This window comes from Pseudomonas sp. RT4P38, assembly GCF_054897765.1.
The window spans coordinates 4,238,180-4,262,554 of the sequence record NZ_CM142703.1; the positions used below are offsets into that span (position 1 = coordinate 4,238,180).

The 24,375-nt window shown below is 62.1% G+C and carries 24 protein-coding genes; 19 read left to right on the top strand and 5 right to left on the bottom strand.

Annotated features, from left to right (window positions below):
* The first annotated feature begins 186 nt into the window (after nt 1-186).
* The gene (locus ACYZT7_RS19580) at nt 187-930 is read left to right on the top strand and encodes a hypothetical protein (protein ID WP_462037860.1); all 744 of its coding nucleotides are present in this window, start codon (nt 187-189) and stop codon (nt 928-930) included.
* A gap of 42 nt (nt 931-972) precedes the next feature.
* Here ACYZT7_RS19580 and ACYZT7_RS19585 read toward each other — a convergent pair whose 3' ends face one another.
* Entirely contained in the window at nt 973-1,776 is an 804-nt protein-coding gene (locus tag ACYZT7_RS19585; protein ID WP_462041832.1) for a hypothetical protein, read from the bottom strand.
* Between the two features lie 150 nt (nt 1,777-1,926).
* On the opposite strand from ACYZT7_RS19585, the gene ACYZT7_RS19590 reads away from it, so the two are divergent.
* From ACYZT7_RS19590 to ACYZT7_RS19660, 15 genes are all read left to right on the top strand, one after another.
* Complete coding sequence (locus ACYZT7_RS19590; RefSeq protein WP_462037861.1) at nt 1,927-2,598, top strand: GntR family transcriptional regulator; 672 nt, start codon at nt 1,927-1,929, stop codon at nt 2,596-2,598.
* Nucleotides 2,599-2,712: 114 nt separating this feature from the next.
* On the top strand, nt 2,713-3,645 hold the full coding sequence (locus tag ACYZT7_RS19595; RefSeq protein ID WP_462037862.1) for a 4-hydroxyproline epimerase: 933 nt from the start codon (nt 2,713-2,715) through the stop codon (nt 3,643-3,645).
* On the top strand, nt 3,642-4,757 hold the full coding sequence (locus ACYZT7_RS19600) for an NAD(P)/FAD-dependent oxidoreductase (RefSeq protein WP_462037863.1): 1,116 nt from the start codon (nt 3,642-3,644) through the stop codon (nt 4,755-4,757). The genes ACYZT7_RS19595 and ACYZT7_RS19600 overlap by 4 nt, the downstream gene beginning before the upstream one ends.
* Nucleotides 4,750-4,986 (top strand): (2Fe-2S)-binding protein, encoded by a 237-nt coding sequence (locus ACYZT7_RS19605; protein ID WP_462037864.1) that lies wholly within the window; start codon nt 4,750-4,752, stop codon nt 4,984-4,986. The genes ACYZT7_RS19600 and ACYZT7_RS19605 overlap by 8 nt, the downstream gene beginning before the upstream one ends.
* Nucleotides 4,983-6,239: an FAD-dependent oxidoreductase gene (locus ACYZT7_RS19610; protein WP_462037865.1), complete on the top strand. Its 1,257-nt coding sequence runs from the start codon at nt 4,983-4,985 to the stop codon at nt 6,237-6,239. The genes ACYZT7_RS19605 and ACYZT7_RS19610 overlap by 4 nt, the downstream gene beginning before the upstream one ends.
* A gap of 74 nt (nt 6,240-6,313) precedes the next feature.
* On the top strand, nt 6,314-7,063 hold the full coding sequence (locus ACYZT7_RS19615; protein WP_462041833.1) for an AraC family transcriptional regulator: 750 nt from the start codon (nt 6,314-6,316) through the stop codon (nt 7,061-7,063).
* A gap of 250 nt (nt 7,064-7,313) precedes the next feature.
* The gene (locus ACYZT7_RS19620) at nt 7,314-8,132 is read left to right on the top strand and encodes an ABC transporter substrate-binding protein (RefSeq protein WP_462037866.1); all 819 of its coding nucleotides are present in this window, start codon (nt 7,314-7,316) and stop codon (nt 8,130-8,132) included.
* A gap of 10 nt (nt 8,133-8,142) precedes the next feature.
* Nucleotides 8,143-9,921, top strand: coding sequence for a cis-3-hydroxy-L-proline dehydratase (gene lhpI / locus ACYZT7_RS19625; protein ID WP_462037867.1), 1,779 nt, complete (start codon nt 8,143-8,145; stop codon nt 9,919-9,921).
* Entirely contained in the window at nt 9,914-10,579 is a 666-nt protein-coding gene (locus ACYZT7_RS19630; protein WP_008157202.1) for an amino acid ABC transporter permease, read from the top strand. The genes lhpI and ACYZT7_RS19630 overlap by 8 nt, the downstream gene beginning before the upstream one ends.
* A 10-nt stretch (nt 10,580-10,589) precedes the next feature.
* Nucleotides 10,590-11,240 (top strand): amino acid ABC transporter permease, encoded by a 651-nt coding sequence (locus tag ACYZT7_RS19635; protein WP_008157201.1) that lies wholly within the window; start codon nt 10,590-10,592, stop codon nt 11,238-11,240.
* Nucleotides 11,233-11,955, top strand: a complete 723-nt coding sequence (locus tag ACYZT7_RS19640) for an amino acid ABC transporter ATP-binding protein (RefSeq protein ID WP_458509235.1) — start codon at nt 11,233-11,235, stop codon at nt 11,953-11,955. The genes ACYZT7_RS19635 and ACYZT7_RS19640 overlap by 8 nt, the downstream gene beginning before the upstream one ends.
* A 117-nt stretch (nt 11,956-12,072) precedes the next feature.
* The gene (locus tag ACYZT7_RS19645; RefSeq protein ID WP_415767312.1) at nt 12,073-13,101 is read left to right on the top strand and encodes a trans-3-hydroxy-L-proline dehydratase; all 1,029 of its coding nucleotides are present in this window, start codon (nt 12,073-12,075) and stop codon (nt 13,099-13,101) included.
* A gap of 137 nt (nt 13,102-13,238) precedes the next feature.
* Complete coding sequence (locus ACYZT7_RS19650) at nt 13,239-14,156, top strand: dihydrodipicolinate synthase family protein (RefSeq protein ID WP_462037868.1); 918 nt, start codon at nt 13,239-13,241, stop codon at nt 14,154-14,156.
* A 71-nt stretch (nt 14,157-14,227) separates the two neighbouring features.
* Nucleotides 14,228-15,625, top strand: coding sequence for a fosfomycin efflux MFS transporter AbaF (gene abaF / locus ACYZT7_RS19655; RefSeq protein ID WP_462037869.1), 1,398 nt, complete (start codon nt 14,228-14,230; stop codon nt 15,623-15,625).
* Between the two features lie 74 nt (nt 15,626-15,699).
* On the top strand, nt 15,700-17,280 hold the full coding sequence (locus ACYZT7_RS19660) for an aldehyde dehydrogenase (NADP(+)) (protein ID WP_462037870.1): 1,581 nt from the start codon (nt 15,700-15,702) through the stop codon (nt 17,278-17,280).
* A 148-nt stretch (nt 17,281-17,428) separates the two neighbouring features.
* Here the strand turns inward: ACYZT7_RS19660 and ACYZT7_RS19665 are convergent, their stop codons facing one another.
* Nucleotides 17,429-18,436, bottom strand: a complete 1,008-nt coding sequence (locus ACYZT7_RS19665) for an Ldh family oxidoreductase (RefSeq protein ID WP_462041834.1) — start codon at nt 18,434-18,436, stop codon at nt 17,429-17,431.
* Between the two features lie 236 nt (nt 18,437-18,672).
* Here ACYZT7_RS19665 and ACYZT7_RS19670 point away from each other — a divergent pair, with 236 nt between their 5' ends.
* Entirely contained in the window at nt 18,673-19,122 is a 450-nt protein-coding gene (locus ACYZT7_RS19670; RefSeq protein WP_462037871.1) for an Ohr family peroxiredoxin, read from the top strand.
* A 109-nt stretch (nt 19,123-19,231) separates the two neighbouring features.
* Nucleotides 19,232-19,672: an Ohr family peroxiredoxin gene (locus ACYZT7_RS19675; RefSeq protein ID WP_462037872.1), complete on the top strand. Its 441-nt coding sequence runs from the start codon at nt 19,232-19,234 to the stop codon at nt 19,670-19,672.
* Nucleotides 19,673-19,719: 47 nt separating this feature from the next.
* Here ACYZT7_RS19675 and ptrR read toward each other — a convergent pair whose 3' ends face one another.
* Complete coding sequence (ptrR, locus tag ACYZT7_RS19680) at nt 19,720-20,601, bottom strand: putrescine utilization regulator PtrR (RefSeq protein WP_462037873.1); 882 nt, start codon at nt 20,599-20,601, stop codon at nt 19,720-19,722.
* Between the two features lie 100 nt (nt 20,602-20,701).
* Between ptrR and ACYZT7_RS19685 the strand changes: the two genes are divergently transcribed.
* Entirely contained in the window at nt 20,702-22,093 is a 1,392-nt protein-coding gene (locus tag ACYZT7_RS19685; RefSeq protein WP_462037874.1) for an aldehyde dehydrogenase family protein, read from the top strand.
* A 43-nt stretch (nt 22,094-22,136) separates the two neighbouring features.
* Here the strand turns inward: ACYZT7_RS19685 and ACYZT7_RS19690 are convergent, their stop codons facing one another.
* Nucleotides 22,137-23,081 carry an aldo/keto reductase gene (locus tag ACYZT7_RS19690; RefSeq protein WP_462037875.1) on the bottom strand — a complete coding sequence of 315 codons (945 nt, stop codon included), beginning with the start codon at nt 23,079-23,081 and terminating at the stop codon, nt 22,137-22,139.
* On the bottom strand, nt 23,068-24,354 hold the full coding sequence (locus ACYZT7_RS19695) for an NTP/NDP exchange transporter (RefSeq protein ID WP_462037876.1): 1,287 nt from the start codon (nt 24,352-24,354) through the stop codon (nt 23,068-23,070). Before ACYZT7_RS19695 ends, ACYZT7_RS19690 begins: the two co-directional genes overlap by 14 nt.
* Nucleotides 24,355-24,375: the final 21 nt, after the last annotated feature.

Here is a 24,375-nt window from a genome sequence, read left to right on the forward strand (position 1 = left end):
GCGCTGCGCGACCCGCCTACCGTGAAGCCGTCAATGTGCTTGCAGGGTTATGACACATCACCGGCACCGCCGGCCTCCCGTCACTGGAGGCATGGAAGAACGTCACAGGTGCTGCCTGATCGCAGGTCGGATTCGAAGCTCGCTGCCCATTGATTGTCCAACACTCAACCAAGGAAGAGGGAAACCATGAGTCAGTCAAACGCAGTAAGCAAACAAAGCCAACAGTTGCACAATGACGTGCAAGAGGCCTTCAAATCGTTCCAGAGCGTCGCCCCAACGGCGCTGAAAACCACCGACTACAGCAAGGTGCTGACGTCGACCCTGGCGGCCACCCAAAAGTCGGTCAAGATTCAGATCGCCGCCGGTGACCTGACCTTGCTCAAACAATCAGGCTACAAGCTGTGCTTTGCCAAGAAGGTCGGCAATGAAGCTTACAACGTGGTCTGGCAATCCTACGTCCAGTACCTGAGCAACAGCACTTTCAGCTGGACGCCCCAGTATCAGTTGTTCGGTGCCAACTCTTTCCAGGCCAACGTTCAAGTCGATGTGTCGACCAACATCGTCAATATCGGACTGGGCCAACAGTCGATACTCGACAATGCCGGCCTACTGGGTTCGGCGACGAGTGGTGGCCCCGACACCTCCATCACCCTGGTGAACAACTACGGTGCGATCCACCCCGGCATCAGCCAATTGTCCACGGGCATCGATGGCAAGCAGATCAGCACGCCCATCTACGTGGCCTCGGCACAAGTAGTCACCGGCCAGACCGTGCTAACCCCCGTCGAGACCATTCTGGTGTGGTTCGAACAGAACGTGCAGACCAGCACCATGTTCAGCACCTCGCGCTCGCAATCAATCGAAATCGATTTGACCTTCGATAACAGTGCGACCCGCCTCTACTCTGGCGGTAGCTGGACCGTCGTGTAACGCCAGCATCCGGGGCAACCTTGCGGGTTGCCCCTCTGCTCATCAATCGTCACTACCACCCCGGGCGAAGTAGCCCGTCAACGACTGGCAGATGGACTCGGCCAGATCTTCCTGAGTGGCAATGCCGTAGGGTCGATTGCGATCAAACTGCGCTGACCAGCGAATGCGGCCCTGAGCGACATCAATCAAGCGTACCGAGGTCCGGACACGCGCCGGTTCCACCCGCACGCTGCCCTCCAGGGAATAGCTGCCGCGCCTGGCCCGCCCCAGGTCGGGTGCTTTTACGCTACTTCGTGGCACCTTCATCAGCACATGGTTCGCCGGCGTTTGCGTCTGTTCGAACGACTCGAACAGCCTGCAACTCAACTCTTCGCACAAGCCCTGGGTAAAGTCGTCGCCGTCGCGGGTGATGCAGGTAAACGGCTGGAGTTGCAGGACCGGATGGCGTGTGCCGGTTGCCCGGGGTCTTTGCCGCTCGTACGTCAGTCGATAACTACCGGCCGGCACGTTCAGACGTACCGGATCCTGTTGGCCAAGCGTGGCGTAATGACTGGTGAGCTTGCGCCGCAACCGGCCTACCTGAACCCGCACCACGGGATCATCGCCCGTGCAGTAGACCGCCGGGTCACGGCGAAACACCGCGATGCCGATGGCGTGCTCGGTGAGAGGCGTGTTGGAGAACTGGAGGTCGTGCTCGACCAGGAAGCGCAGCAGGCTGCCCATCCGCCTGGATTTGGCGAACAACGGACTGGCCAGCAGCAGTGCCAGCACCCGCTCCACCTCTTCCCGACCGAGCCGTTCGGGAGCTATGTCCGCACTCGAATTGCCCACGCAATTGATCACAATCGCCCGCCTCCGTGCAGGTTGAGCGTCGCCAGATCGAAGCTTAGCAGCTGCAACCGGATGGTGAAGATATTCTAGTGGCAGGCCATGGCCGACGAACACCAAGGCAAATTCGTATACCCTATCTGCAAATCATTGCGAACGATCACGACCGTGGCCCTGACAAAACTCAACGCTCCCGACCTTGGCAATTCGCCTTCGACGTCGGAAATCATCACCCGTCATTTGCGGGACGCCATCGTCGCCGGGCATTTCGCCGAGGACGAGCCGATTCGCCAGGACGACATCGCCCGCCAGTTCAACGTCAGCAAGATTCCGGTGCGCGAAGCCCTCAAGCGCCTGGAGGCCGAAGGCCTGGTGATGTTTCAGCGCAATCGCGGGGCGATGGTCACGCGGGTGTCCGATGCGGAACTGGCACAGATGTTCGAAGTGCGCATGCTGCTCGAAGACAAGGTGCTGCGCCTGGCCATTCCCAACATGACCGAAGACACCTTCGCGCGCGCCGAACGCATCTGCCAGGAGTTCATCGGCGAAGATGACGTGGGACGCTGGGCCGAGCTCAACTGGGAATTGCATGCCTGCCTCTATGAGCCGGCGCAGCGACCGTTTCTGGTCAGCCTGATCCGCTCGGTCAACGACAAGCTGGAGCGCTACCTGCGCATGCAGATGAGCCTGTCGGCCGGCAAGGATCGCGCCGATCACGAACACCGGGAAATCCTGGCGGCCTGTCGCGCCGGTAACGTGGACCTCGCGGTGAAGTTGCTCGACGAGCACATTGCCGGCGTCTGCAAGACCCTGTTCGAGCACCTGCCTCACCACCACTGACCGCTCGCCGCACTGTGCCGATTTCGTCATCGGCACTGGATAAAACCATCAAGCCGGCAAGCCCTCGCACAGGCCACTCTTTCGTTCACTCATCTGAACGGACGCGGCCATCCCATGAAACGCATCACCGTGATCGACTCCCACACCGGCGGCGAACCGACCCGCCTGGTGACCGCCGGTTTTCCTGACCTGGGCAGCGGCAGCATGGCCGAACGTCGACAGCGGCTGGCCGAACAGCATGATCATTGGCGTGCTGCCTGCGTGCTCGAACCACGGGGCAGTGACGTGCTGGTCGGCGCCCTGCTTTGTGAACCGGTGGACCCGACCGCTTGTGCCGGAGTGATTTTCTTCAACAACAGCGGTTACCTCGGTATGTGCGGCCACGGCACCATTGGCCTGGTGGCCTCACTGGCGCACCTGGGCAAGATCCGCCCTGGGGTGCACAGCATCGAAACCCCGGTGGGCACGGTGCAAGCGACGCTGCACGAAGACCATTCGGTCAGCGTGCGCAATGTGCCGGCGTACCGTTACCGCAAAGCGCTGGCGCTGCAGGTGCCGGGTGTCGGCAAGGTGGTCGGCGATATTGCCTGGGGCGGTAACTGGTTCTTCCTGATCGCCGAGCATGGCCTGGACATTGCCGGCGACAACCTTGAGGCGCTGACCGCCTACACCTTCGCCGTGCAGCAAGCACTGGAAGTTCAGGGGATCCGCGGCAAAGACGGCGGTTTGATCGACCATGTCGAGCTGTTCGCCGATGACGAGCAGGCTGACAGCCGCAACTTCGTCCTCTGCCCAGGCAAGGCCTACGACCGCTCGCCCTGTGGTACCGGCACCAGTGCCAAACTGGCGTGCCTGGCGGCCGACGACAAATTGCAGCCGGGACAGATCTGGCGTCAGGCAAGTGTCATCGGCAGCGAGTTCGAGGCTTCCTATGAACTTCAGGGCGAGCGCATCGTGCCGACCATTCGCGGCCGCGCCTTTATCAGCGCCGAAGCCAGCCTGATCATCGAACAAGACGACCCGTTCGCCTGGGGCATTCGCCCGTGAGCGAGGGCCGGGTGGCCGATGTGATCGTGATCGGCGCCGGCATCATCGGCGCTGCCTGTGCCCAGGCGCTGGCGGGTCGCGGCTTGCGCGTGCTGGTGCTGGACGCAGGCCTGCCGGGCGCTACGGCGGCGGGCATGGGCCACTTGCTGGTGCTCGATGACAACCCGGCCGAACTGGCCCTCAGTCAATATTCCCTGCAACGCTGGCGCGAACTGGCGCCGGCCCTTCCCGATGGCTGCGCGTATCGCCGCAACGGCACCCTCTGGCTGGCGGCCAATGCCGAAGAAATGGCCGTCGCCCACAGCAAATACCTGAACTTGCAGGCTCAAGGCGTGGCCTGCGAGTTGATCACGCGCAGCGACTTGCGCCAGCGCGAGCCGCAATTGCGCGAGGGTCTGGAAGGCGGCCTGCTGATCAATGGCGACGGCATTCTTTATGCCCCGGCGACGGCTAATTGGATGCTCGACACACCGAACATCAGTCAGCGCCGGGCGCGGGTCAGCGAAGTCGACGGCAACCGCGTGCGACTCGACGACGGTCACTGGCTGAGCGCCGACGCGGTGATTCTGGCCAACGGCATCCAGGCCAACGTGCTCTGCCCTGAATTGCCGATCGAGCCGAAGAAAGGCCACTTGCTGATCACCGACCGCTACCCCGGCAAAGTCACCCACACCCTGGTGGAACTCGGTTACGTCACCAGTGCCCACAACGCCAGCGGTCCTTCAACGGCTTGCAATATCCAGCCCCGGCCGACCGGACAGTTGTTCATCGGCGCCTCGCGACAATTTGGCACCACCGACCCACAGGTCGAGGGCTGGATGCTGGCGAAAATGCTCAGACGTGCCACCGAGTACATGCCGGGGCTGGCTCAGCTCAACGGCATCCGCGCCTGGACCGGTTTTCGCGCCGCCAGCCCCGACGGCCTGCCGCTGGTGGGTCAACACCCGCAACGCAAAGGCTTATGGCTGGCGGTCGGTCACGAGGGCCTCGGCGTGACGACCGCCCCCGGCACCGCCGACGTGCTGGTCGCGCAGTTGTTCGACGAAGCGCCGCCGCTGGCCGCGCAACCGTATCTGCCGCAACGCTTTCTCGGAGAGCCCGTTTATGCCTGAATTGATGCTGGACGGGCGTGCCTTGAAGGTTGCCGAGGACACCAGCGTCGCGGCTGCGCTGGCCCTGAGTGGCGACGGCTGCACTCGCACATCGGTCAGTGGCCAACGTCGCGCCCCGCTGTGCGGCATGGGCATTTGCCAGGAATGCCGGGTGACCATCGACGGTCGCCGACGCCTGGCCTGCCAGACGCTGTGCCGTGACGGCATGCACGTGGAGACTCAAGCATGAGCGAATACGCCGACCTGCTGATCATCGGTGCCGGCCCCGCCGGCATGGCCGCCGCGCTCGCTGCGGCGCCAAGCGGTGCGCGCATCGTCCTGCTCGACGACAACCCGCTGCCGGGCGGGCAAATCTGGCGCGACGGGCCTCAAGCCAAGCTGCCGAACCCGGCACGCCAGATGCGCGAGCGACTGGAGGCATGCAGCAACATCCACCGCCACTCCGGCACGCGGGTGATTGCCTGCGCCGGACCGAAACAATTGCTGGTCGAAGACGCCGATCGAGGCTGGCTGATCGGTTACGACAAACTGATTCTGTGTACCGGCGCCCGCGAGTTGCTCCTGCCCTTCCCCGGCTGGACGCTGCCCGGCGTGACTGGCGCGGGTGGCCTCCAGGCATTGATCAAAGGCGGGCTGCCAGTGCAGGACGAACGCGTTGTGATTGCCGGCAGCGGACCGTTATTGCTCGCCAGCGCCGCCACCGCGAAACACAACGGCGCCCAAGTGCTGCGCATCGCCGAGCAGGCCGGCGCGGCCGCCGTCGCCGGTTTCGCCGCGCAACTGCCACGCTGGCCCAACAAGCTGATGCAGTCGGTCGCGTTGTTCGACCGCCATTACCGTACCGGCACCCATGTACTGGCCGCGCTGGGTAATGGGCGGTTGGAAGGTGTGCGCCTGCAACAGCAAGGAAAAATCGTCGAACTGGAATGTGATCGCCTGGCCTGCGGTTTCGGTCTGATCCCCAACACCCAACTCGGCCAGGCCCTGGGCTGCGACCTCGACGGCCAGGCGCTCGCGGTCGATACCTGGCAGGCCAGCAGCCGCGCCGACCACTTCGCGGCGGGTGAATGCACCGGTTTCGGTGGCAGTGAACTGGCGTTGGTCGAAGGCGCAATCGCCGGTCACGCCGCGGTCGGCGACCTTGATTCAGCCCGAGCATTGTGGCCGCGTCGTGCGCGCTGGCAGGGTTTCGCCAACGCCCTGAACAAGGCATTCACCCTCGACCCGCAACTCAAGTTGCTGGCGCAACCCGACACCCTGGTGTGCCGTTGTGAAGACGTGCCTTACGGGCTGCTTGCCGGGCACACTGACTGGCGCGGGGCCAAACTGGCCAGCCGTTGCGGCATGGGCGCCTGCCAAGGCCGGGTGTGTGGCGGCGCATTGCAGCACCTGTTCGGCTGGCAACCTTCGGCACCACGCCCGCCTTTCAGTCCGGCGCGGATCGAGACTTTGTTGTGCCTGGACGACACCCCACCGGCCTGAATGCCAGCCGGGGACTTTCGGGTTCGCTGCCGAGTCTCTATGATCCGGGGCATTGCCACCAGACACCCAGCGCCATGTATGCCTCGCTCACTACCTTCAAACCCTGCGATCTGCCGACCCTGCTAAGCAGTCTGCAGCCGATCGCGGCGCTGCTCGACACCCTGTCGGACGTGGTGTTTTTCATCAAGGACAGCGAGGCCCGCTACGCCTTCGTCAACCAGACCCTGGCCCGCCGCTGCGGCTTCAAACACAGTGACGAGTTGCTCGGGCGCACCGCCGACATGGTCTTTCCCGAGCGCTTCGGCCCGCTGTATACCGAGCAGGATCGGCGGGTGCTGTCCACCGGGCGCGAGCTGGCTGACCAACTCGAACTGCACCTGTATTACGGCAACCAGCCGGTCTGGTGCCTGACCCACAAACTCGCGCTGCGCGACCTGCAGGGTCATGTGGTCGGCTTGGCCGGTATCTCCCGCGACCTGCAACTGCCACAGTCCAGCCATCCGGCCTTTCAGAAACTCGCGGCGGTGGACGCGCATATCCGCAGCCATTTCGCCCGGCCCATCAGCCTCGCCGAACTGACTGCGATCGCCGGGCTTTCCGTGGCGCAACTGGAGCGCCACTGCAAACGGGTGTTCCAACTCACCCCACGGCAGATGATTCATAAGGCGCGTCTGGAAGAAGGCTCCCGGCTGTTGCTGCACACTGACCTGCCCATCACCGAGATCGCCCTGCGCTGCGGTTACACCGATCACAGTGCCTTCAGCCGACAGTTCCGCGCCTTGACCAGTCTGGCACCGAGTCAGTATCGCGAAAGCCGTCGCTGAACCCGGGCGAGTGTTCCTTTAAGGGGCGCCCGGCGTCCCCACTGCTCCCTTCTGTAACACTGCCTGATACAGGCCATCGAGGCGTTCTTTTCCCGCGCCTTATTCCCACCCTCTTGCAGGACGTTTAACTCAAGGCTTGGCGAATAATTTTCGCCGCTGTTCGGAAACAGGCACGCTCATTGCTAATCAAATATCGTATACGGAATTCACAATACGATATCTAACAGCACTTTCCGACCACGAGGCCTCTATGAAAAACCCCGCATTTGCCGTAGCCCTCAGCGCTGTTCTCAGTACTTCCTTCATCGCCACCGCCCAGGCCGACAAGCTCGACGAGATTATTGGTTCGGGCAAGCTGCGTTGCGCCGTGACCCTGGACTTCCCGCCCATGGGTTTTCGCGATGAAGGCAACAACCCGGCCGGTTTCGACGTGGACTATTGCCGCGACCTGGCGAAAATCCTCGGGGTCGAGGCTGAAGTGGTTGAAACGCCTTTCCCCGATCGAATTCCGGCGCTGGTCTCCGGGCGCGCCGACGTAATCGTTGCCTCCACTTCCGACACGCTCGAACGGGCCAAGACCGTCGGCCTCACCGTGCCGTACTTCGCCTTCCAGATGGTGGTGCTGACCCGCGACAACACCGGCATCAACAGCTTCGGCGATATCAAAGGCAAAGCCCTGGGCAACACCAGCGGCACCTATGAAGCCATCGCTCTGGAAAAAGACGTGAAGAGCTGGGGCACCGGCACCTTCCGCGCTTATCAGTCGCAGAACGACACGCTGCTAGCGGTCGCCCAGGGCCACATCGACGCCACCGTGGTTACCAACACCGTGGCCGCTGCCACGATCAAGTCGGGCAAATACAAGAACCTGAAAATCGCCGGTAACGCGCCGTACACCATCGACTACGTGTCCCTGGGCGCCAAGCGTAACGAGTATGGCCTGCTCAACTACCTCAACCTGTTCGTCAATCAGCAGGTGCGCAGCGGCCGCTACAACGAGCTGTTCACCAAATGGGTCGGCACCGAGATTTCACCCACCGACCTGACCGTGCCCAAGGTCTATTACTGAGGTGTCCGGCATGCCTAGGCCAACCTCTCTGACCGGTCGCAGCCTGGTCGCCGGCGCCGCACAAGGTGCCCTGCTGTTTGCCGATGTCGGGCTGAGTTTTTGGGGTGGAGTCGACCCGTTTAGCGGCGAGGTCATCGACCGTCACCACCCGCTCAGCGGCGAATACCTGGCCAACCGGGTGCTGGCCATTCCCAGCGGCCGCGGCTCGTGCACTGGCAGCAGTGTGCTGATGGAATTGATCAGCAACGGCCACGCGCCGGCCGCACTGGTGCTGGCCGAACCCGATGAGATCCTGACCTTGGGCGTGCTGGTGGCACAGACCATTTTCGAGCGTTCCCTGCCGGTGCTGTGCATCGGCCGGGAGGCCTTCGCCGCGTTGCGCGGCAAGGCCTTTGCTCGGGTCGAAGCATCAACGGTGACCCTGTTCGAACACCTGCCGGGCGATGCCTGGCAGGCACTCGACAGTCCGTTGCAGACAGTAGAAAAAATCACCTCAATCGAACTCACCGAACACGATCAGGCGCTGCTCGACGGCGAGCATGGCAAAGCCGCCCAAGTGGCCATGCAGATCGTCCTGCGCATGGCGCAATTGCAAGGTGCGCGCAACCTGGTGGATGTCACCCAGGCACACATCGACGGCTGCATTTATACCGGACCTGCGAGCCTGCGCTTTGCTGAACAACTGGTGCAGTGGGGAGCAAAAGTACGGGTGCCGACCACCCTCAATTCGATTTCCGTCGACCAGCGCCGTTGGCGCGAGTTGGGCATTGATCCGGCACTCGGTGTGCCGGCCAGCGCCCTCGGCGATGCGTACATGGCGATGGGCGCACAGCTGAGTTTTACCTGCGCGCCCTACTTGCTCGACAGCGCGCCGAAGGCCGGCGAGCAAATCGTCTGGGCCGAATCCAACGCCGTGGTGTATGCCAACAGCGTGCTCGGCGCACGCACCCTGAAATACCCGGACTACCTGGATATCTGCATCGCCCTGACCGGCCGCGCGCCGTTGATCGGCTGCCATCTGGACGCGCAACGTAAAGCGAGACTGCATATCGAATTACCGGTTTTGCGCGAGCTGGATGATGCCTTCTACCCGCTGCTCGGTTACCACATCGGTGCCTTGGCCGGCAGCCGGATTCCGCTGGTGCTGGGACTGGAACAGAGCAAGCCGAGCCTGGACGATTTGAAAGCCTTCGGCGCCGCTTTCGCCACCACCTCCGCCGCGCCGCTGTTCCATATCGCCGGGGTGACGCCGGAAGCACTCGACCCGACGCAGGTGCTAGAGGCGGATGCCGATGTGCCGGTGGAAAAAATCTGCCTGAAGGATTTGCTGCTCAGCTGGCGGGAGCTCAACAGTGCCCGCGACAACCGGGTGGATGTGGTCTCGCTGGGTAACCCGCATTTCTCCCTCAGCGAATTCGCGCATCTGGCGCGGCTGTGCCGGGGTCGGCACAAACACCCCGAAGTCGTGCTTGCCATCACCTGCGGCCGCGCGGTGCTGGAGCAGGCCCGCGAGGCCGGGCATATCGCGGTGATCGAAGCCTTCGGTGCGACGCTGGTCACCGATACCTGCTGGTGCATGCTCGGCGAACCGGTGATCCCGCTGGCCGCCAAAACCTTGATGACCAACTCGGGCAAGTACGCCCATTACGCACCCGGCCTGGTGGGCCGCAAGGTGCACTTCGCCAACCTCGCTGAATGCGTCGACGCCGCCTGCAGCGCCACGGCCAGCGGTCGTTTGCCGGCCTGGTTGCAATCGGCCGCCTCTCTGGAGAGACACGCGCATGTTTGATTACACCTTCCAATGGCGCGCGACCCTGCGCGCCCTGCCGGACATGCTTGCCGGCGCCTGGGTCACCTTCGAGACCGCCGCACTGTCGATGATTTTCGGCGTGTTGATCGCCCTGGCCCTGACGGTGATGCGCGAAACCAAACAACCGTTGTTGCGCGGCATTGGCAACGGCTGGGTGTCGATCGCCCGCAACACCCCGTCGCTGTTCCAGATTTACGTCCTCTACTTCGGCCTCGGCTCACTCGATTTGCATGTCAGCTCATGGTTCGCGCTGCTGGCCGGGATCACCTTCAACAACGCCGGCTACCTGGCGGAAAACTTTCGCGGTGGCCTCAAGGCTGTACCCGGCACACAAGTGCGCGCCGCGCGTTCGCTGGGCATGAGCGCCTTCCAGGCCTACCGGATGATCATCGTCCCGCAGCTGCTGCGGATCGTGTTTTACCCGTTGAGCAACCAGATGGTCTGGGCGGTGCTGATGACGTCGCTGGGGGTGATCGTCGGGCTGAACAATGACCTCACCGGCGTGACCCAGGATTACAACGTCAAGACGTTCCGCACCTTCGAATATTTCGCCATCGCCGCGGCGCTGTATTACCTGATCGCCAAGGCGATCGTCGCCGTCGCCCGGCTGATGGCCTGGCGACTGTTCCGCTACTGAGGAGGTGACCATGTTGACCACCAGTTTTTCCTGGAATGACCTGTTGTTCTTGCTTGATGGCGCCTGGGTCACTCTGAAACTCACGTTTTGGTCGATCATCCTCGGCTCTTTCGCCGGGCTGTTGTTTGGCTTGCTGCGGGCACTGTTGCCGCGCGCCAGCCTGCCTCTGGCCTGGGTGCTGGACGTGTTTCGCAGCGTGCCGCTGCTGATCCAGTTTGTCTTGTTCAACTCGCTGAAAAGCATCGTCGGCTTGAATATCAGCGCCTTCAGCGTTGGCTGCATTGTGCTCGGGGTCTACGCCGCCGCGTACTTCACCGAGATCGTGCGCAGCGGCGTGCTTTCGGTGCCGTTCACCGTGCGCCGGGCCAGTCGCTCGCTGGGCCTGAGTTTCCTGCAGGACCTGCGCTGGATCGTTCTGCCGATGGCCACGCGAGTAGCCTTTCCCGGCTGGCTGAACCTGGTGCTCAGCGTGATGAAAGACACCGCGCTGGTGATGTGGATCGGCATCGTCGAACTGCTGCGCGCCTCGCAAACCATCGTGACCCGCATTCAGGAACCGCTGCTGGTGCTGTGCATCGCGGGCCTCATCTACTACGTCATGAGCCTGGTGGTCGCTCGCCTCGGCGCTCGTCTGGAAAGAAGGTGGCAAGAAAATGATTGAGATCGACAACGTACACAAATCCTTCGGCAACCTCGAAGTGGTCAAGGGCGTCAACCTGACGGTGAACAAAGGCGAGGTGGTGTCGATCATCGGCGGCTCCGGCTCGGGCAAGTCGACCCTGCTGATGTGCATCAACGGCCTGGAGCCGATCCAGAAAGGCAACATCCGCGTCGACGGTGTCGAGGTCCATCACAGCGCCACTGACCTCAACCGTCTGCGGCAGAAGATCGGCATCGTCTTCCAGCAATGGAACGCCTTCCCACACCTGACCGTGCTGGAAAACGTGATGCTGGCGCCACGCAAAGTGCTGGGCAAGAGCAAGTGCGACGCCGAGGAACTGGCGGTCAAGCAACTGACTCACGTTGGCCTGGGCGACAAGCTCAAAGCCTTTCCCGGCAAGCTCTCCGGCGGCCAGCAGCAGCGCATGGCGATCGCCCGCGCCCTGGCCATGTCGCCGGACTACATGCTGTTCGACGAAGCCACTTCGGCCCTCGATCCGCAATTGGTGGGCGAGGTGCTGGACACCATGCGCATGCTCGCCGAAGACGGCATGACTATGGTCCTGGTGACTCATGAAATCCGCTTTGCCCGCGATGTGTCCGACCGAGTGGCGTTCTTTCGCAATGGTTTGGTGCACGAGATTGGCTCGCCTGATCAGGTCATCGGTAATCCGGTGCATGCGGAAACTGCGGCCTTTCTGAAGTCGGTGAAATAACTAATGGCCCCATCGCGAGCAAGCTCGCTCCCACAGTGATTTTGTGTACACCACCAAACCCTGTGGGAGCGAGCTTGCTCGCGATGAGGCCCTAACAGACAAAACAAGGAGCAAACCATGCGCTCATCAAAAGTCATCCATGTAGTCAGCTGTCACGCCGAAGGCGAAGTCGGCGACGTGATCGTCGGCGGCGTCGCACCACCGCCCGGGGCCACCGTGTGGGAACAGTCACGCTGGATTGCCAAGGACCAGACCCTGCGCAACTTCGTGCTGAACGAACCTCGGGGCGGCGTGTTCCGCCACGTCAATCTGCTGGTGCCGGCCAAGGATCCTCGGGCGCAGATGGCCTGGATCATCATGGAACCGGCCGACACGCCACCGATGTCCGGCTCCAACTCGCTGTGCGTGGCCACCGTGCTGCTCGACAGCGGCATCCTGCCGATGACTGAACCGCAAACCCGGTTGGTGCTCGAAGCACCGGGCGGGCTGATCGAAGCTGTTGCCGACTGCCGTGACGGCAAGGTCGAACGGGTGGAAATCAAGAACGTGCCCTCCTTCGCTGACCGCCTTGATGCCTGGATCGAAGTCGAAGGTCTCGGCTCATTGCAGGTCGACACCGCGTACGGCGGCGACAGTTTTGTGATCGCCGATGCCAAGCGCCTGGGCTTTTCCATTCGTCCTGATGAAGCGGCGGAGCTGGTCGAGGTCGGGCTGAAAATCACTCGCGCGGCCAATGAACAACTCGGATTTGTCCATCCGCTGAACCCCGAGTGGTCGCACATTTCCTTCTGCCAGATCGCTGCTCCCCTCGTCTATGAAAATGGCATCGCCACCGGGGCCAACGCGGTGGTGATTCAACCCGGCAAGATCGACCGTTCACCGACCGGCACCGGTTGCTCGGCGCGGATGGCGGTGCTGCAGGCCAAAGGATTGATGCAGGTCGGCGAGCGTTTTATCGGCCGCTCAATCATCGGTTCCGAGTTTCACTGCCGCATCGATTCGCTGACCGAAGTGGCCGGACGCCCGGCGATCTACCCGTGCATTTCCGGCCGGGCCTGGATCACCGGCACCCACCAGTTGCTGCTGGATCCGAGCGATCCGTGGCCACAAGGCTATCGACTGTCTGACACCTGGCCTGGGGCCTGAGCACTGTCTTCCAACCCATCACCAAAAACTCTGACCAACGGCTAGCAAAAAACCCTACGTAACTGAAAAAAGCACTGGCCGAGTGTTGTCACTTGAAATATCGTATACGAAATACAATTACTGAACCGGAGGCAACAATGAGCAAGCGCATTAACTGGAGTGGTGTCTTCCCCGCGGTGACCACTCAATTCAACGACGACTTCACCATCAACCTGGAAAAAACCCACCAGGTGATTTCCAACGTGATCCGTGACGGCGTGTCGGGCCTGGTGGTTTGCGGTTCGGTGGGGGAAAACACCTCGTTGACCGCCGAAGAAAAAATCGCCGTGACCGAAGTCGCGGTCGACGCCTCCCGCGGCCGCGTGCCGGTGATCTGCGGTGTGGCCGAATTCACCAGCATTCAAGCGGCCAAAGTCGCCAACGCCGTGCGCCGGGTCGGTGTCGACGGGGTCATGCTGATGCCGGCGCTGGTCTACGGTTCCAAGCCGTTCGAGACCGCCGAGCACTACCGCTACGTGGCCAAGAATGCCGATGTCCCGCTGATGGTTTACAACAACCCGCCGATCTACAAAAACGACGTCACCCCGGACATCCTGATTTCCCTGGCCGACTGCGACAACGTGGTGTGCTTCAAGGATTCCTCCGGCGACACCCGGCGTTTCATCGACGTGCGCAATGAAGTCGGTGACCGCTTTGTGCTGTTCGCCGGTCTCGACGACGTGGTGCTGGAAAGCATCGCCGTGGGGGCCGAAGGCTGGGTCTCGGGCATGTCCAACGTGTTCCCGAAAGAAGGTGAAACCATCTTCCGCCTGGCCAAGGCGGGTCGCTTCGCCGACGCCATGCCGATCTACGAATGGCTGATACCGATCCTGCACCTCGACGCCCGCGCCGACCTGGTGCAGTGCATCAAACTGTGCGAAGCCATCGCCGGTCGCGGCAGCGCCCTGACCCGCCCACCCCGTCTGGCCCTGCCGGAAGCCGATCGCGTCTTCGTCGAGCAGATCATGGCCAAGGCCTTGGCCAATCGTCCGGAGTTGCCGGACGTCGGTCTCTGAGTGATTGCCGGGCGGGTCCTTGAGGACCCGGCCCGGCTGCCTGTCTTTGCGCCTCTACAGGAAACGTCAGCATGTCCAATCCTCACAGCACCTGCCGCGCAACCACACCCTCGGGACTCAAACGTGTCGTGGCCGCCGCCATGGCCGGCACCGTCGCCGAATGGTATGAATTCTTCCTCTACGGCACCGCCTCGGCGCTGGTCTTCGGCCAGCTGTTCTTTCGCCAGACCGACAGCCCGATCGACGGCATCCTCGCGGCCTTCGCCCTGTATGCCGTCGGCTTCCTCGCCCGCCCGTTGGGTGGTCTGGTGTTCGGTCATTACGGTGACAAATTCGGCCGCAAACGCCTGCTGCAACTGAGCCTGGTGGTGGTCGGCATCACCACGTTCCTGATGGGTTGCCTGCCCGGTTTCGACCAGATCGGCTACGCCGCGCCTGTGTTGCTGGTGCTGCTGCGGCTGATCCAGGGTTTCGCTTTCGGCGGGGAATGGGGCGGTGCGATTCTGCTGGTGTCCGAACACTGCCCGGACAATCGCCGGGGCTTCTGGGCTAGTTGGCCACAAGCCGGCGTGCCGGCCGGCAACCTGGTGGCGACCGTTGCGTTGCTGCTGTTGTCGTCGAACCTGTCGGAGGAGCAATTCCTCGCGTGGGGCTGGCGTGTAGCGTTCTGGTTCTCGGCGGTGGTGGTGCTGATCGGCTACTGGATTCGCACCAGCGTCGATGACGCGCCGATCTTCAAGGAAGCCCAGGCCCGTCAGGCGCAAAACAAGCAACAGCAATTGGGCGTAGTCGAAGTGCTGCGTCATCACTGGCGTGCAGTGCTGATCGGCATCGGTGCGCGGTTTGCCGAAAACATCCTCTACTACACCGTCGTGACCTTCTCGATTACCTACCTGAAGCTGGTGGTGCACAAGGACACCTCAGAGATTCTGTTTCTGATGTTCGGTGCGCACCTGTTGCATTTTTTCATGATCCCGCTGATGGGTTATCTGTCCGACCTGGTCGGACGCAAACCGGTGTACCTGACGGGTGCAATCCTCACCGCATTCTGGGGCTTCATCGGCTTCCCGATGATGGACACCGGCAACAACTGGCTGATCATCGCGGCCATCACCCTGGGCCTGGCGATCGAGTCGATGACCTACGCGCCCTACTCGGCACTGATGGCCGAAATGTTCCCGACCCACGTGCGCTACACCGCGTTGTCCCTGTGCTATCAGGTGGCACCGATCTTCGCCGGCTCGTTGGCGCCGCTGATTGCCCTCACCCTGCTCAACAAGTACCACAGCTCGACACCGATCGCCTGGTACCTGGTCGGCGCTGCGCTGATCTCCATCGTCGCCGTCGGCCTGACTCGGGAAACCCGGGGTAAGTCGCTGCATCTGGTGGATAGCGAATCTGCTGCACGGATCGCTGCCCTGGGTAACGCCGACCCCGTCACTGCACGCCAGGGTGATTCGTTGGCTTGACTTCAATACGCAACCCATAGCAGCTGCAGTCTGGCAACAACGTATTTGGCCTCACATTCCGACAGGAGTTTTTCATGCCCCACATCATCGGCCACAACTACATCGGCGGTGCGCGCAGCGCCGCCGGCAACATCACTGTGCAAAGCCATGACGCCAGCACCGGTGAAGCGCTGCCCTGGTCGTTCATGCAAGCCACCGTTGAAGAAGTCGACGCCGCTGCTCAGGCCGCCGCGGCAGCCTACCCGGCCTTTCGCAACTTGCCGGCGAGCCGGCGCGCGGAATTTCTCGAGGCCATCGCCGCGCAACTGGATGCACTGGACGATGAGTTTGTTGCCCTGGTATCCCGCGAGACGGCGCTGCCGACCGGGCGCATTCAAAGTGAGCGCGGTCGCACCAGCGGTCAGATGCGCCTGTTCGCCCAAGTCTTGCGCCGTGGCGATTTCTACGGTGCGCGCATCGACCGGGCTATGCCCGAGCGTCAGCCGCTGCCACGGGTCGATCTGCGTCAGTACCGGATCGGCGTCGGCCCGGTCGCGGTGTTTGGCGCGAGCAATTTCCCGCTGGCGTTTTCTACCGCCGGTGGCGATACCGCAGCTGCCCTGGCCGCCGGTTGCCCGGTGGTGTTCAAGGCCCACAGCGGGCATATGGTGACTGCCGAGCTTGTGGCCGATGCGATCCTTCGCGCCGCCGAGCAAACGGGCATGCCCAAAGGCGTGTTCAACATGATCTACGGCGCGGGGGTCGGTGAAGCGCTGGTCAAGCATCCGGCGATCCAGGCGGTGGGTTTTACCGGCTCGCTCAAGGGCGGTCGCGCCCTCTGCGACATGGCCGCCGCACGGCCACAACCGATTCCGGTATTCGCCGAAATGAGCAGCATCAATCCGGTGCTGGTGTTGCCCGAAGCGCTGCAGTTGCGGGGCGAGAAAATCGCCCGCGAACTTGCCGCGTCAGTGGTGCTCGGCTGTGGCCAGTTCTGCACCAACCCCGGATTGGTGATCGGCATTCGCTCCCCCGAGTTCAGCGCATTTATTGAAACGCTTAGCGCGGTAATGGTCGAACAGCCGGGGCAAACCATGCTCAACGCCGGCACGTTAACCAGCTACGCCAAGGGCGTACAGGCCTTGCGCGCGCATCCGCAAATCACCCATCTGGCCGGCCGCGAACAACAGGGTAAACAAGCCCAGCCGCAGCTGTTCAAAGTCGACGTTAGCCTGCTGCTCAACGGCGACCCGCTGCTGCAGGAAGAAGTCTTCGGCCCCACCACGATGCTGGTGGAAGTGGCTGACAAGGCTGAACTGCAACAGGCATTGCAGCGCTTGCACGGTCAACTCACCGCCACGTTGATTGCCGAGGCCGGTGACCTGCAAACCCATGACGAACTGCTGCCGCTGCTCGAACAGAAAGTCGGCCGGGTGCTGTTCAACGGCTACCCGACTGGCGTCGAAGTCTGCGATGCGATGGTGCATGGCGGGCCCTACCCGGCCACCTCCGATGCCCGTGGCACCTCGGTCGGCAGCCTGGCCATCGAGCGTTTCCTGCGCCCGGTGTGCTACCAGAATTGCCCGGATGCGCTCTTGCCCGAGGCGCTGAAAAACGCCAATCCGCTGGGCATCACCCGTCTGGTCGACGGCAACAGCCATCGCGAACCGGTTTAAACAACCACTCATCTGTGCCCCCTGTGGGAGCGAGCTTGCTCCGGGCGGCGTTCCGACGATGGCGGTGTGTCAGTCAACGAAGATGTTGAATCTGATGGCCTCATCGCGAGCAAGCTCGCTCCCACAGGGTTGGGCGCCTCCCGTTTCTTCAGCCCAGCAGTGCCTTCAAGTCGTTGTACAAGGCTTCGGGAATCTGCACGCCTTCCACCAGACTGCGTGCTCGCGACTCGTAACGCCGTTGCGACGGCAAGCGCGCGCCCTGCCCTTGTATGCTCTGGAACATCACTTCGGCACGGGCCAAGTGCTGCTCGGTGGCCTCGCCAAGAAAGCGCCGCGGATCGAGGGCGATGATCAGCTCGCCGTGGTACGGCGATGACTTGCTGCCGGCGTCATAGGCCATCGATTCGGCACTGGTCAAATCACCGATCAACGGCCCGGCGATCAACTCCACCATGGCGGCCAAGGCCGAGCCCTTGTGCCCGCCGAACGTCAGCATCGCACCCGCATCGAGCACCACGTTCGCATCGGTGCTCGGCTGCCCGTCAGCGTCCACGCCCCAACCCTCGGGAATCACCTTGCCGGCGCGTCGATGCAACTCGATCTCTCCACGGGCAATCGCACTAGTGGCGAAGTCGAACACAAAGGGATCCGTGCCCGAGCGCGGCCAACCGAAGGCGATGGGATTAGTCCCGAACACCGGCTGACTGCCTCCCGCCGGCGCGACCCAGGCATGGCTGGGATTACACGCCAGCGCCACCAGGCCGGCAGCGGTCAGCTGCTCGATCTCGACCCACAGGGCGGAAAAATGCACACAGCGATTGATCGCTAACGCCGCAATCCCGTTTGCCCGGGTTTTCTCCTCCAGTAATGGCAGTCCCGCCTGGAACGCCAACTGGGAGAAACCACCCGCCGCATCGACCCGCACGATCGAAGGTGCCTGGTCGATCACCCGCGGCTCGGCATCGGCCACCACCTTGCCGGCCCTGAGCGAATTTACGCAACCCAATACCCGATACAAACCGTGGGAGGCGCAGCCATCGCGTTCGCCGGCAATCACCGTGGCGGCCACCGCCTGAGCGTGGGGAAGGTTGAAACCGTTGTGCAGCAAGATCGATTCGGCCAGCTCGCGAGCTTCGGCCAGGGACAGTCGTTTCATCATCAACTCCTTGGACAGACCGCTCAGACTGGCCCATTCCAGACACCACGGCTTGATCGCTTTAGGCCCGGTCGACGACGAATTCGGCATATCCCGGCAATACGACCATTCGTCGGCTGGGCCGCGCACCACCCCTTGACACCGATTGGGCTCTGCGCGATTATTATTTCAATCGTATGCGATACAAACGTATGCGACTATTAAATGCACCCTATTGAACGTTGAGGATTCATTCCATGAGCAAGATCGAAAAAGTACTGGTCACCGGCAAGACCCACACCACGTTCAGCGACGCTGGCAACACGACCCGTGGCCACGGCAACCTCGACATCGAGCTGTCGTCGCCGGGTAACGCGAAACCGGCACACGTGTTCGCAGCCACCCAGCCTCACCCGACCGCCGAGCAACTGTTCGCTGGCGCCTGGTCCGCCTGCTACACCGCCGCCGTTGGCCTTGTGGCCGGTGAGATGAACGTGGTGCTGCCGTCGGATCTGTCTGTCGACATCGAAGTCGATCTGGGTCAGACCGGTGCGGCCTACTTCCTTCAGGCTCGATTGACCCTGCGCGTGCCGGGTCTGGCGCATGACATCGCGACGACACTGGCGCACACCGCAGATCAAATTTGCCCGTACTCGAAAGCGACGCGGGGTAACATTGACGTGGCCCTGAACGTCCTCACGGCTTGACGCACCGCGCGGCGTTGATATCGATTGGCCTTGTCGATACGCCATATATATCGCATGCGCTTTAGGCGCATACGAATCACAACCCCATCAAAACGTTGAGGACTCATCCATGAACAAGATCGAAAAAGTCCTGGCCACAGGCAAAACCCACACGACGTTCAGCGACGGTGACAACTCCTCCCGCGGCCTCGCCATCCAGCTCTCGTCGCCTGGAAACCCTAGACTGGCACACGAGTTCGCAGCCATCGTGCCGCACCCCACCGCGGAGCAGCTGTTCGCCGGCGCATGGTCGGCCTGCTACACCGCTGCCGTCGAGCTGGCGGCGAAAAATATGAAGGTGACGCTGCCGCCCAATCTGGCCATTGATATTGAGGTCGATCTGGGTCAAACCGGTCCGGCCTACTTCCTCCAGGCCCGGCTGAGTCTTCGCGTGCCAGGTTTGACGCAAGACGTCGCGACGGAGCTGGCGCACGCCGCAGACCAAATCTGCCCGTACTCGAAGGCGACGCGAGGCAATATCAATGTGGTCATACACGCCTTGACCGCATGATGCACCGCACGACCGGTTCGACGTTACCGTCGAACCGGCCGCAACTCTCAGTTAGCCTCATCCCGCACCACCCCGCGCTCCTCAAGCAAGCGCACAAACATGGTCAAACTTTGTGACACCGTCCCCCGGCGCCACACCAGCCAAGTGTGCAAATAGCGGAACGATTCCGACAACGGCCAGACGCTCACCGTGGTGCATCCGGGCATGCTGTCGAGCATGCTGCGGGGCATCAGCGCCAGGCCTGCACCGGCACTGACACACGCCAGCATGCCGTGATAGGACTCCATTTCGAAAATCTTGCCGGGCACCGCGGCGTCCTTGGCGAACCAGCTTTCGAAGTGGTGCCGGTAAGAACAATTGGAGCGGAAGGCATAGATATTTTCACCGTTAACATCTGCCGCACGCCGGATGGGGGAATGGTTGAGCGGTGCGATCACCACCATTTCTTCCTCAAACGCCGGCACGCCTTCCAATGCGGGGTGCAGAACCGGTCCATCGACAAAAGCTGCCGCCAATCGGCCAGACAACACCCCGTCGATCATGGTCCCCGAGGGTCCGGTGGACAGGTCCAGCTCGACCTTGGCGTGCTTCTGGTTATAGGCAGCCAGCAGTTCAGGGATACGCACCGCAGCGGTGCTCTCCAGCGACCCTAAGGGAAACGATCCCTGCGGTTCTTCGCCCGCCACGGTGGCGCGGGCCTCCTGGACCAGATCGAGGATGCGCCGTGCATAGTCCAGAAAACTCCAGCCGGCCGGCGACAAGCGCAGGCGGCTCTTCTCGCGGATAAACAGGTCCACGCCCAGATCCAGCTCCAGCTGCTTGATCCGCGTCGTCAGGTTCGAGGGCACCCGGTGGATGTGCTGAGCGGCCGCGCTGATGCTGCCGTGCTCGGCGACGGCTTTGAAAATTTCGAGCTGAACCAGATCCAAGTCATTCTCCAAACGTGAACGATATGCTCAGTATTATTCAGTTTCCAGAAAACAATCGCCACCGTAACCTGAGCGCATCCCCACCTCGCAGGACGGTGCCATGACCCAAGTCTCCAGCCTCACCTATGCCATTTCGATCAACCCCGCCAACGGCGAGCAGATCGGCCACTACCCTTTCGAATCCGCATCGGCACTGGACGCCGCCCTTGCCCGCTCGGCTGCCGGGTTCCGCGTCTGGCGCAGCAAACCCGTGGATCAACGTTCGCAGTTGTTGATCGCCCTGGCTCAGGCATTGCGCGACAACGCCGCAGCGATGGCGAACATGATCACCCTGGAGATGGGCAAGCCGGTCACTCAGGCACGCGGCGAAATCGAAAAGTGTGCGCAGCTCTGCGAGTGGTATGCCGAGCACGGCCCGGCGATGCTGAGCGCTGAACCAACGCTGGTTGAAGGTGGAAAAGCGCGTATTGAATATCGCCCGCTCGGTCCGATTCTCGCCGTCATGCCGTGGAACTTTCCGATCTGGCAGGTCCTGCGCGGCGCCGTTCCAGCGCTGATCGCCGGCAACACCTACGTGCTCAAACATGCGCCGAACGTGATGGGCAGCGCTTATCTGTTGCAAGAAGCCTTCAATCGCGCCGACTTTCCCGAAGGTGTGTTCGAGGTCATCAATGTCACGCCGGACGGCGTCTCCACCGCGATTGCTGATCCACGCATCGCTGCGGTGACCCTCACCGGTAGCGTGCGAGCCGGCATGGCCATTGGCGCTCAAGCCGGTGCGGCGCTGAAGAAGTGTGTACTGGAACTGGGCGGCTCCGACCCCTTCATTGTGCTCAACGATGCCGACCTCGACGAAGCAGTCAAAGCCGCCGTAATTGGCCGTTACCAAAACACCGGGCAAGTCTGCGCGGCCGCCAAACGCCTGATTGTCGAGCAAGGCATTGTCGAGGAGTTCACGCGCAAGTTCGTCGACGCCACGCGCAAACTGGTGGTCGGCGATCCACTGTCCGCCGACACCTACATCGGCCCTATGGCCCGCTTTGATCTGCGTGATGAACTCGATCAACAGGTGCGGGACACCCTGGAAGAAGGCGCGACGTTGTTGATGGGCGGGAAGAAGGCTGAAGGCCCCGGCAACTTTTACGAGCCCACGGTCTTCGGTGATGTCACTGACCAGATGACTTCGTTCAAACAGGAACTGTTTGGCCCGGTGGCGTCGATCATCATGGCGCGAGATGCAGCGCACGCATTGGAACTGGCGAATGACAGTGAATTCGGCCTCGCCTCAACCATTTACACACGCAACGTCGAGCTTGCCCAACAGATGGCCGGTGAACTGGAAACCGGTGGCGTGTTCATCAATGGATACTGCGCATCCGACCCGCGTGTCACTTTCGGCGGCGTGAAGAAAAGCGGTTTTGGCCGTGAGCTCTCGCATTTCGGTGTGCGCGAATTCTGCAATGCCCAGACGGTGTGGCTGGATCGGCGCTGATCGCGTTTGCCGAAGCTATCCCGAAGCGGTTTCGCCAGCGCAACTAACCCACAATGTCAATCAACTGCTCGCGCTGCGCCCCCGTCAGCATCGGACCAAAACCGGCACCGGCATTTTCCGCCATGTAACGCGGGTTGCCGGTGCCGGGGATGACGCAGGTCACCGCCGAATGAGACAGCAGGAACTTTAACGCCAGTTGCGGCCAGCTATTGACCCTCACATCCGAGGCCCAGCGCGGTAACGGTTTGTCCTTCAAGCGGGCGAGCAAATCACCGCCGCCGAATGGCCGATTGCAGATCACCGCCACGCCGCGCTCACGACACAGCGGCAGAATTCGTTTCTCGACCCCGCGATCGTCCAGGGCATAGTTGATCTGCAAAAAGTCCAACGGCTCAGCCTTGAGCACGGCTTCCACCTCGTCATACGCCGATGCCGTGTAATGGGTGATGCCGATGTAGCGAATGCGGCCTTCTTCCTTCCATTGGCGCAGCGTCGGCAAATGGGTTTTCCAGTCCAGCAGGTTGTGGATCTGCATCAGGTCGATCCGGTCGGTCTGCAGCAGTTTGAAAGACTGTTCCATCTGCGCGATGCCTTCCTCGCGGCCACGGGTCCACACTTTGGTGGCCAGGAAGGCCGGCGAACGCGGCTCATGAATCGACAGCAGTTCACCGGTCGTCTGTTCGGCGCGACCGTACATGGGCGAACTGTCGATCACTGTCCCGCCCTTCTCGAACAACGCACGGAGAACGGCGGGCAACTGCTTGTAGGCGGGGCTTGAAGGCTCGACATCAAAGCCGCGATACGTGCCCAGCCCGACGATCGGCAATGGCTCGTCGCTGGATGGAATGGCCCGGGTCAGCATGTTCTTGCCTCCTGTTTCCGTCGACGGCGTGGATGCTGCAAAGGCCGGATCGAAGGTGAAAACCGCCGAAACTCCGGCAGCCAGCGTGAGTATTTTGCGACGCGTGTACCCATCAGTGTGGTTCATGGAATTGCCCTTCCACATTTTTGCTGTCAGCCCTTTGCTCCTGCTGCCGGGCCAGCCACAGGCATAACCCGGCCCACAGCCCGGCAAACGGCACGATCACCAGCGCCACCAGAGCGAAACCCGCTCCCAGCGCCGTCAACCCGGCGGACAGCCAGCCACTGGCGGCATCTCCGCCGCGATACACCAAGGTTTCGATCACATTCTTGGCCTTGTATTTTTCTTCGCGGCTGACCACCGTCCACAGCACTTCTCGCGCCGGACGCACGATGGCGAACTCGACCGCACGGCGCAGCCCCTGAACCAGCGCCACGGTTGCAGGCACGGGCGCCAGGGCCATGGCGGCGAACGCCACGATCGTCACCAACGGCAAGGCTGCAAGCGCTCCGCCGATACCCATCAGACGGATCAACGGCGCCGTCAGCACTAGCTGAAATATCAAGGTCAGCGCCGACACGATCAAATCGACGACGGCGAAGAATTGCGTTCGGCTGGCCACATCAGCATAGCTACCGGCGACAATTCGCCCCTGTTCAAAATACAACAAGGTCGCGGCGCTGGTGTGCAACAGCATGAACAACACCAGCCCCAGCAGATAAGGCGAGCGCAGAATCAGCGTGACGCCGGCGATCACGCTGCCGCCCATGCGCCGATCATCCAGCAACCGGCTGCCGGACTGCGACGCGGTACGAAACAACAGCGCCCGATAGCAGCGCACCGCGACTTCCAGCAGCAGCGCCGCGACGAAGGTCAACGCCACCGGGCCAAACCGGGTGGCCATGGTCGCGGCCAGCAACGGCCCGATGAACGTGCCCAGCGTTCCACCGGCTGCGATGAAGCCGAACAGCCGCCGCCCTTGTTCGCTGGAAAACCGGTCCACCAGCACGCTCCAGAAGATGGAGACGATGAACAGGTTGTAGATACTGATCCAGACGAAAAACACCCGACCTACCGCCACCGGCGCAACGTGATTAGCGATCAACACACCGAACACCAGCATCGACAAGGCGATCAAGCGATAGATCAACGGCACGAATCGGGTGGCTGGCAACCGCGAAACCAGCGCACCAAACAATGGCACCATCAGCAGCATCACCACGAAGGTGGCCGTGAACAGCCACTGCAACTTGTCGGCTCCGCCTTCAAGGCCCAAGGCATCGCGCAGCGGTCGTACCAGGTAATAACTGGCCAGCACGCAGAAATGGAAGACGAAGCCCAGCCTCAGTGCCGCTCGTTCGGCGGGCAGAACGTTAAGCCATTTAACAACGATGGGCATGGGTGCCCTCCCGGTGCGTCG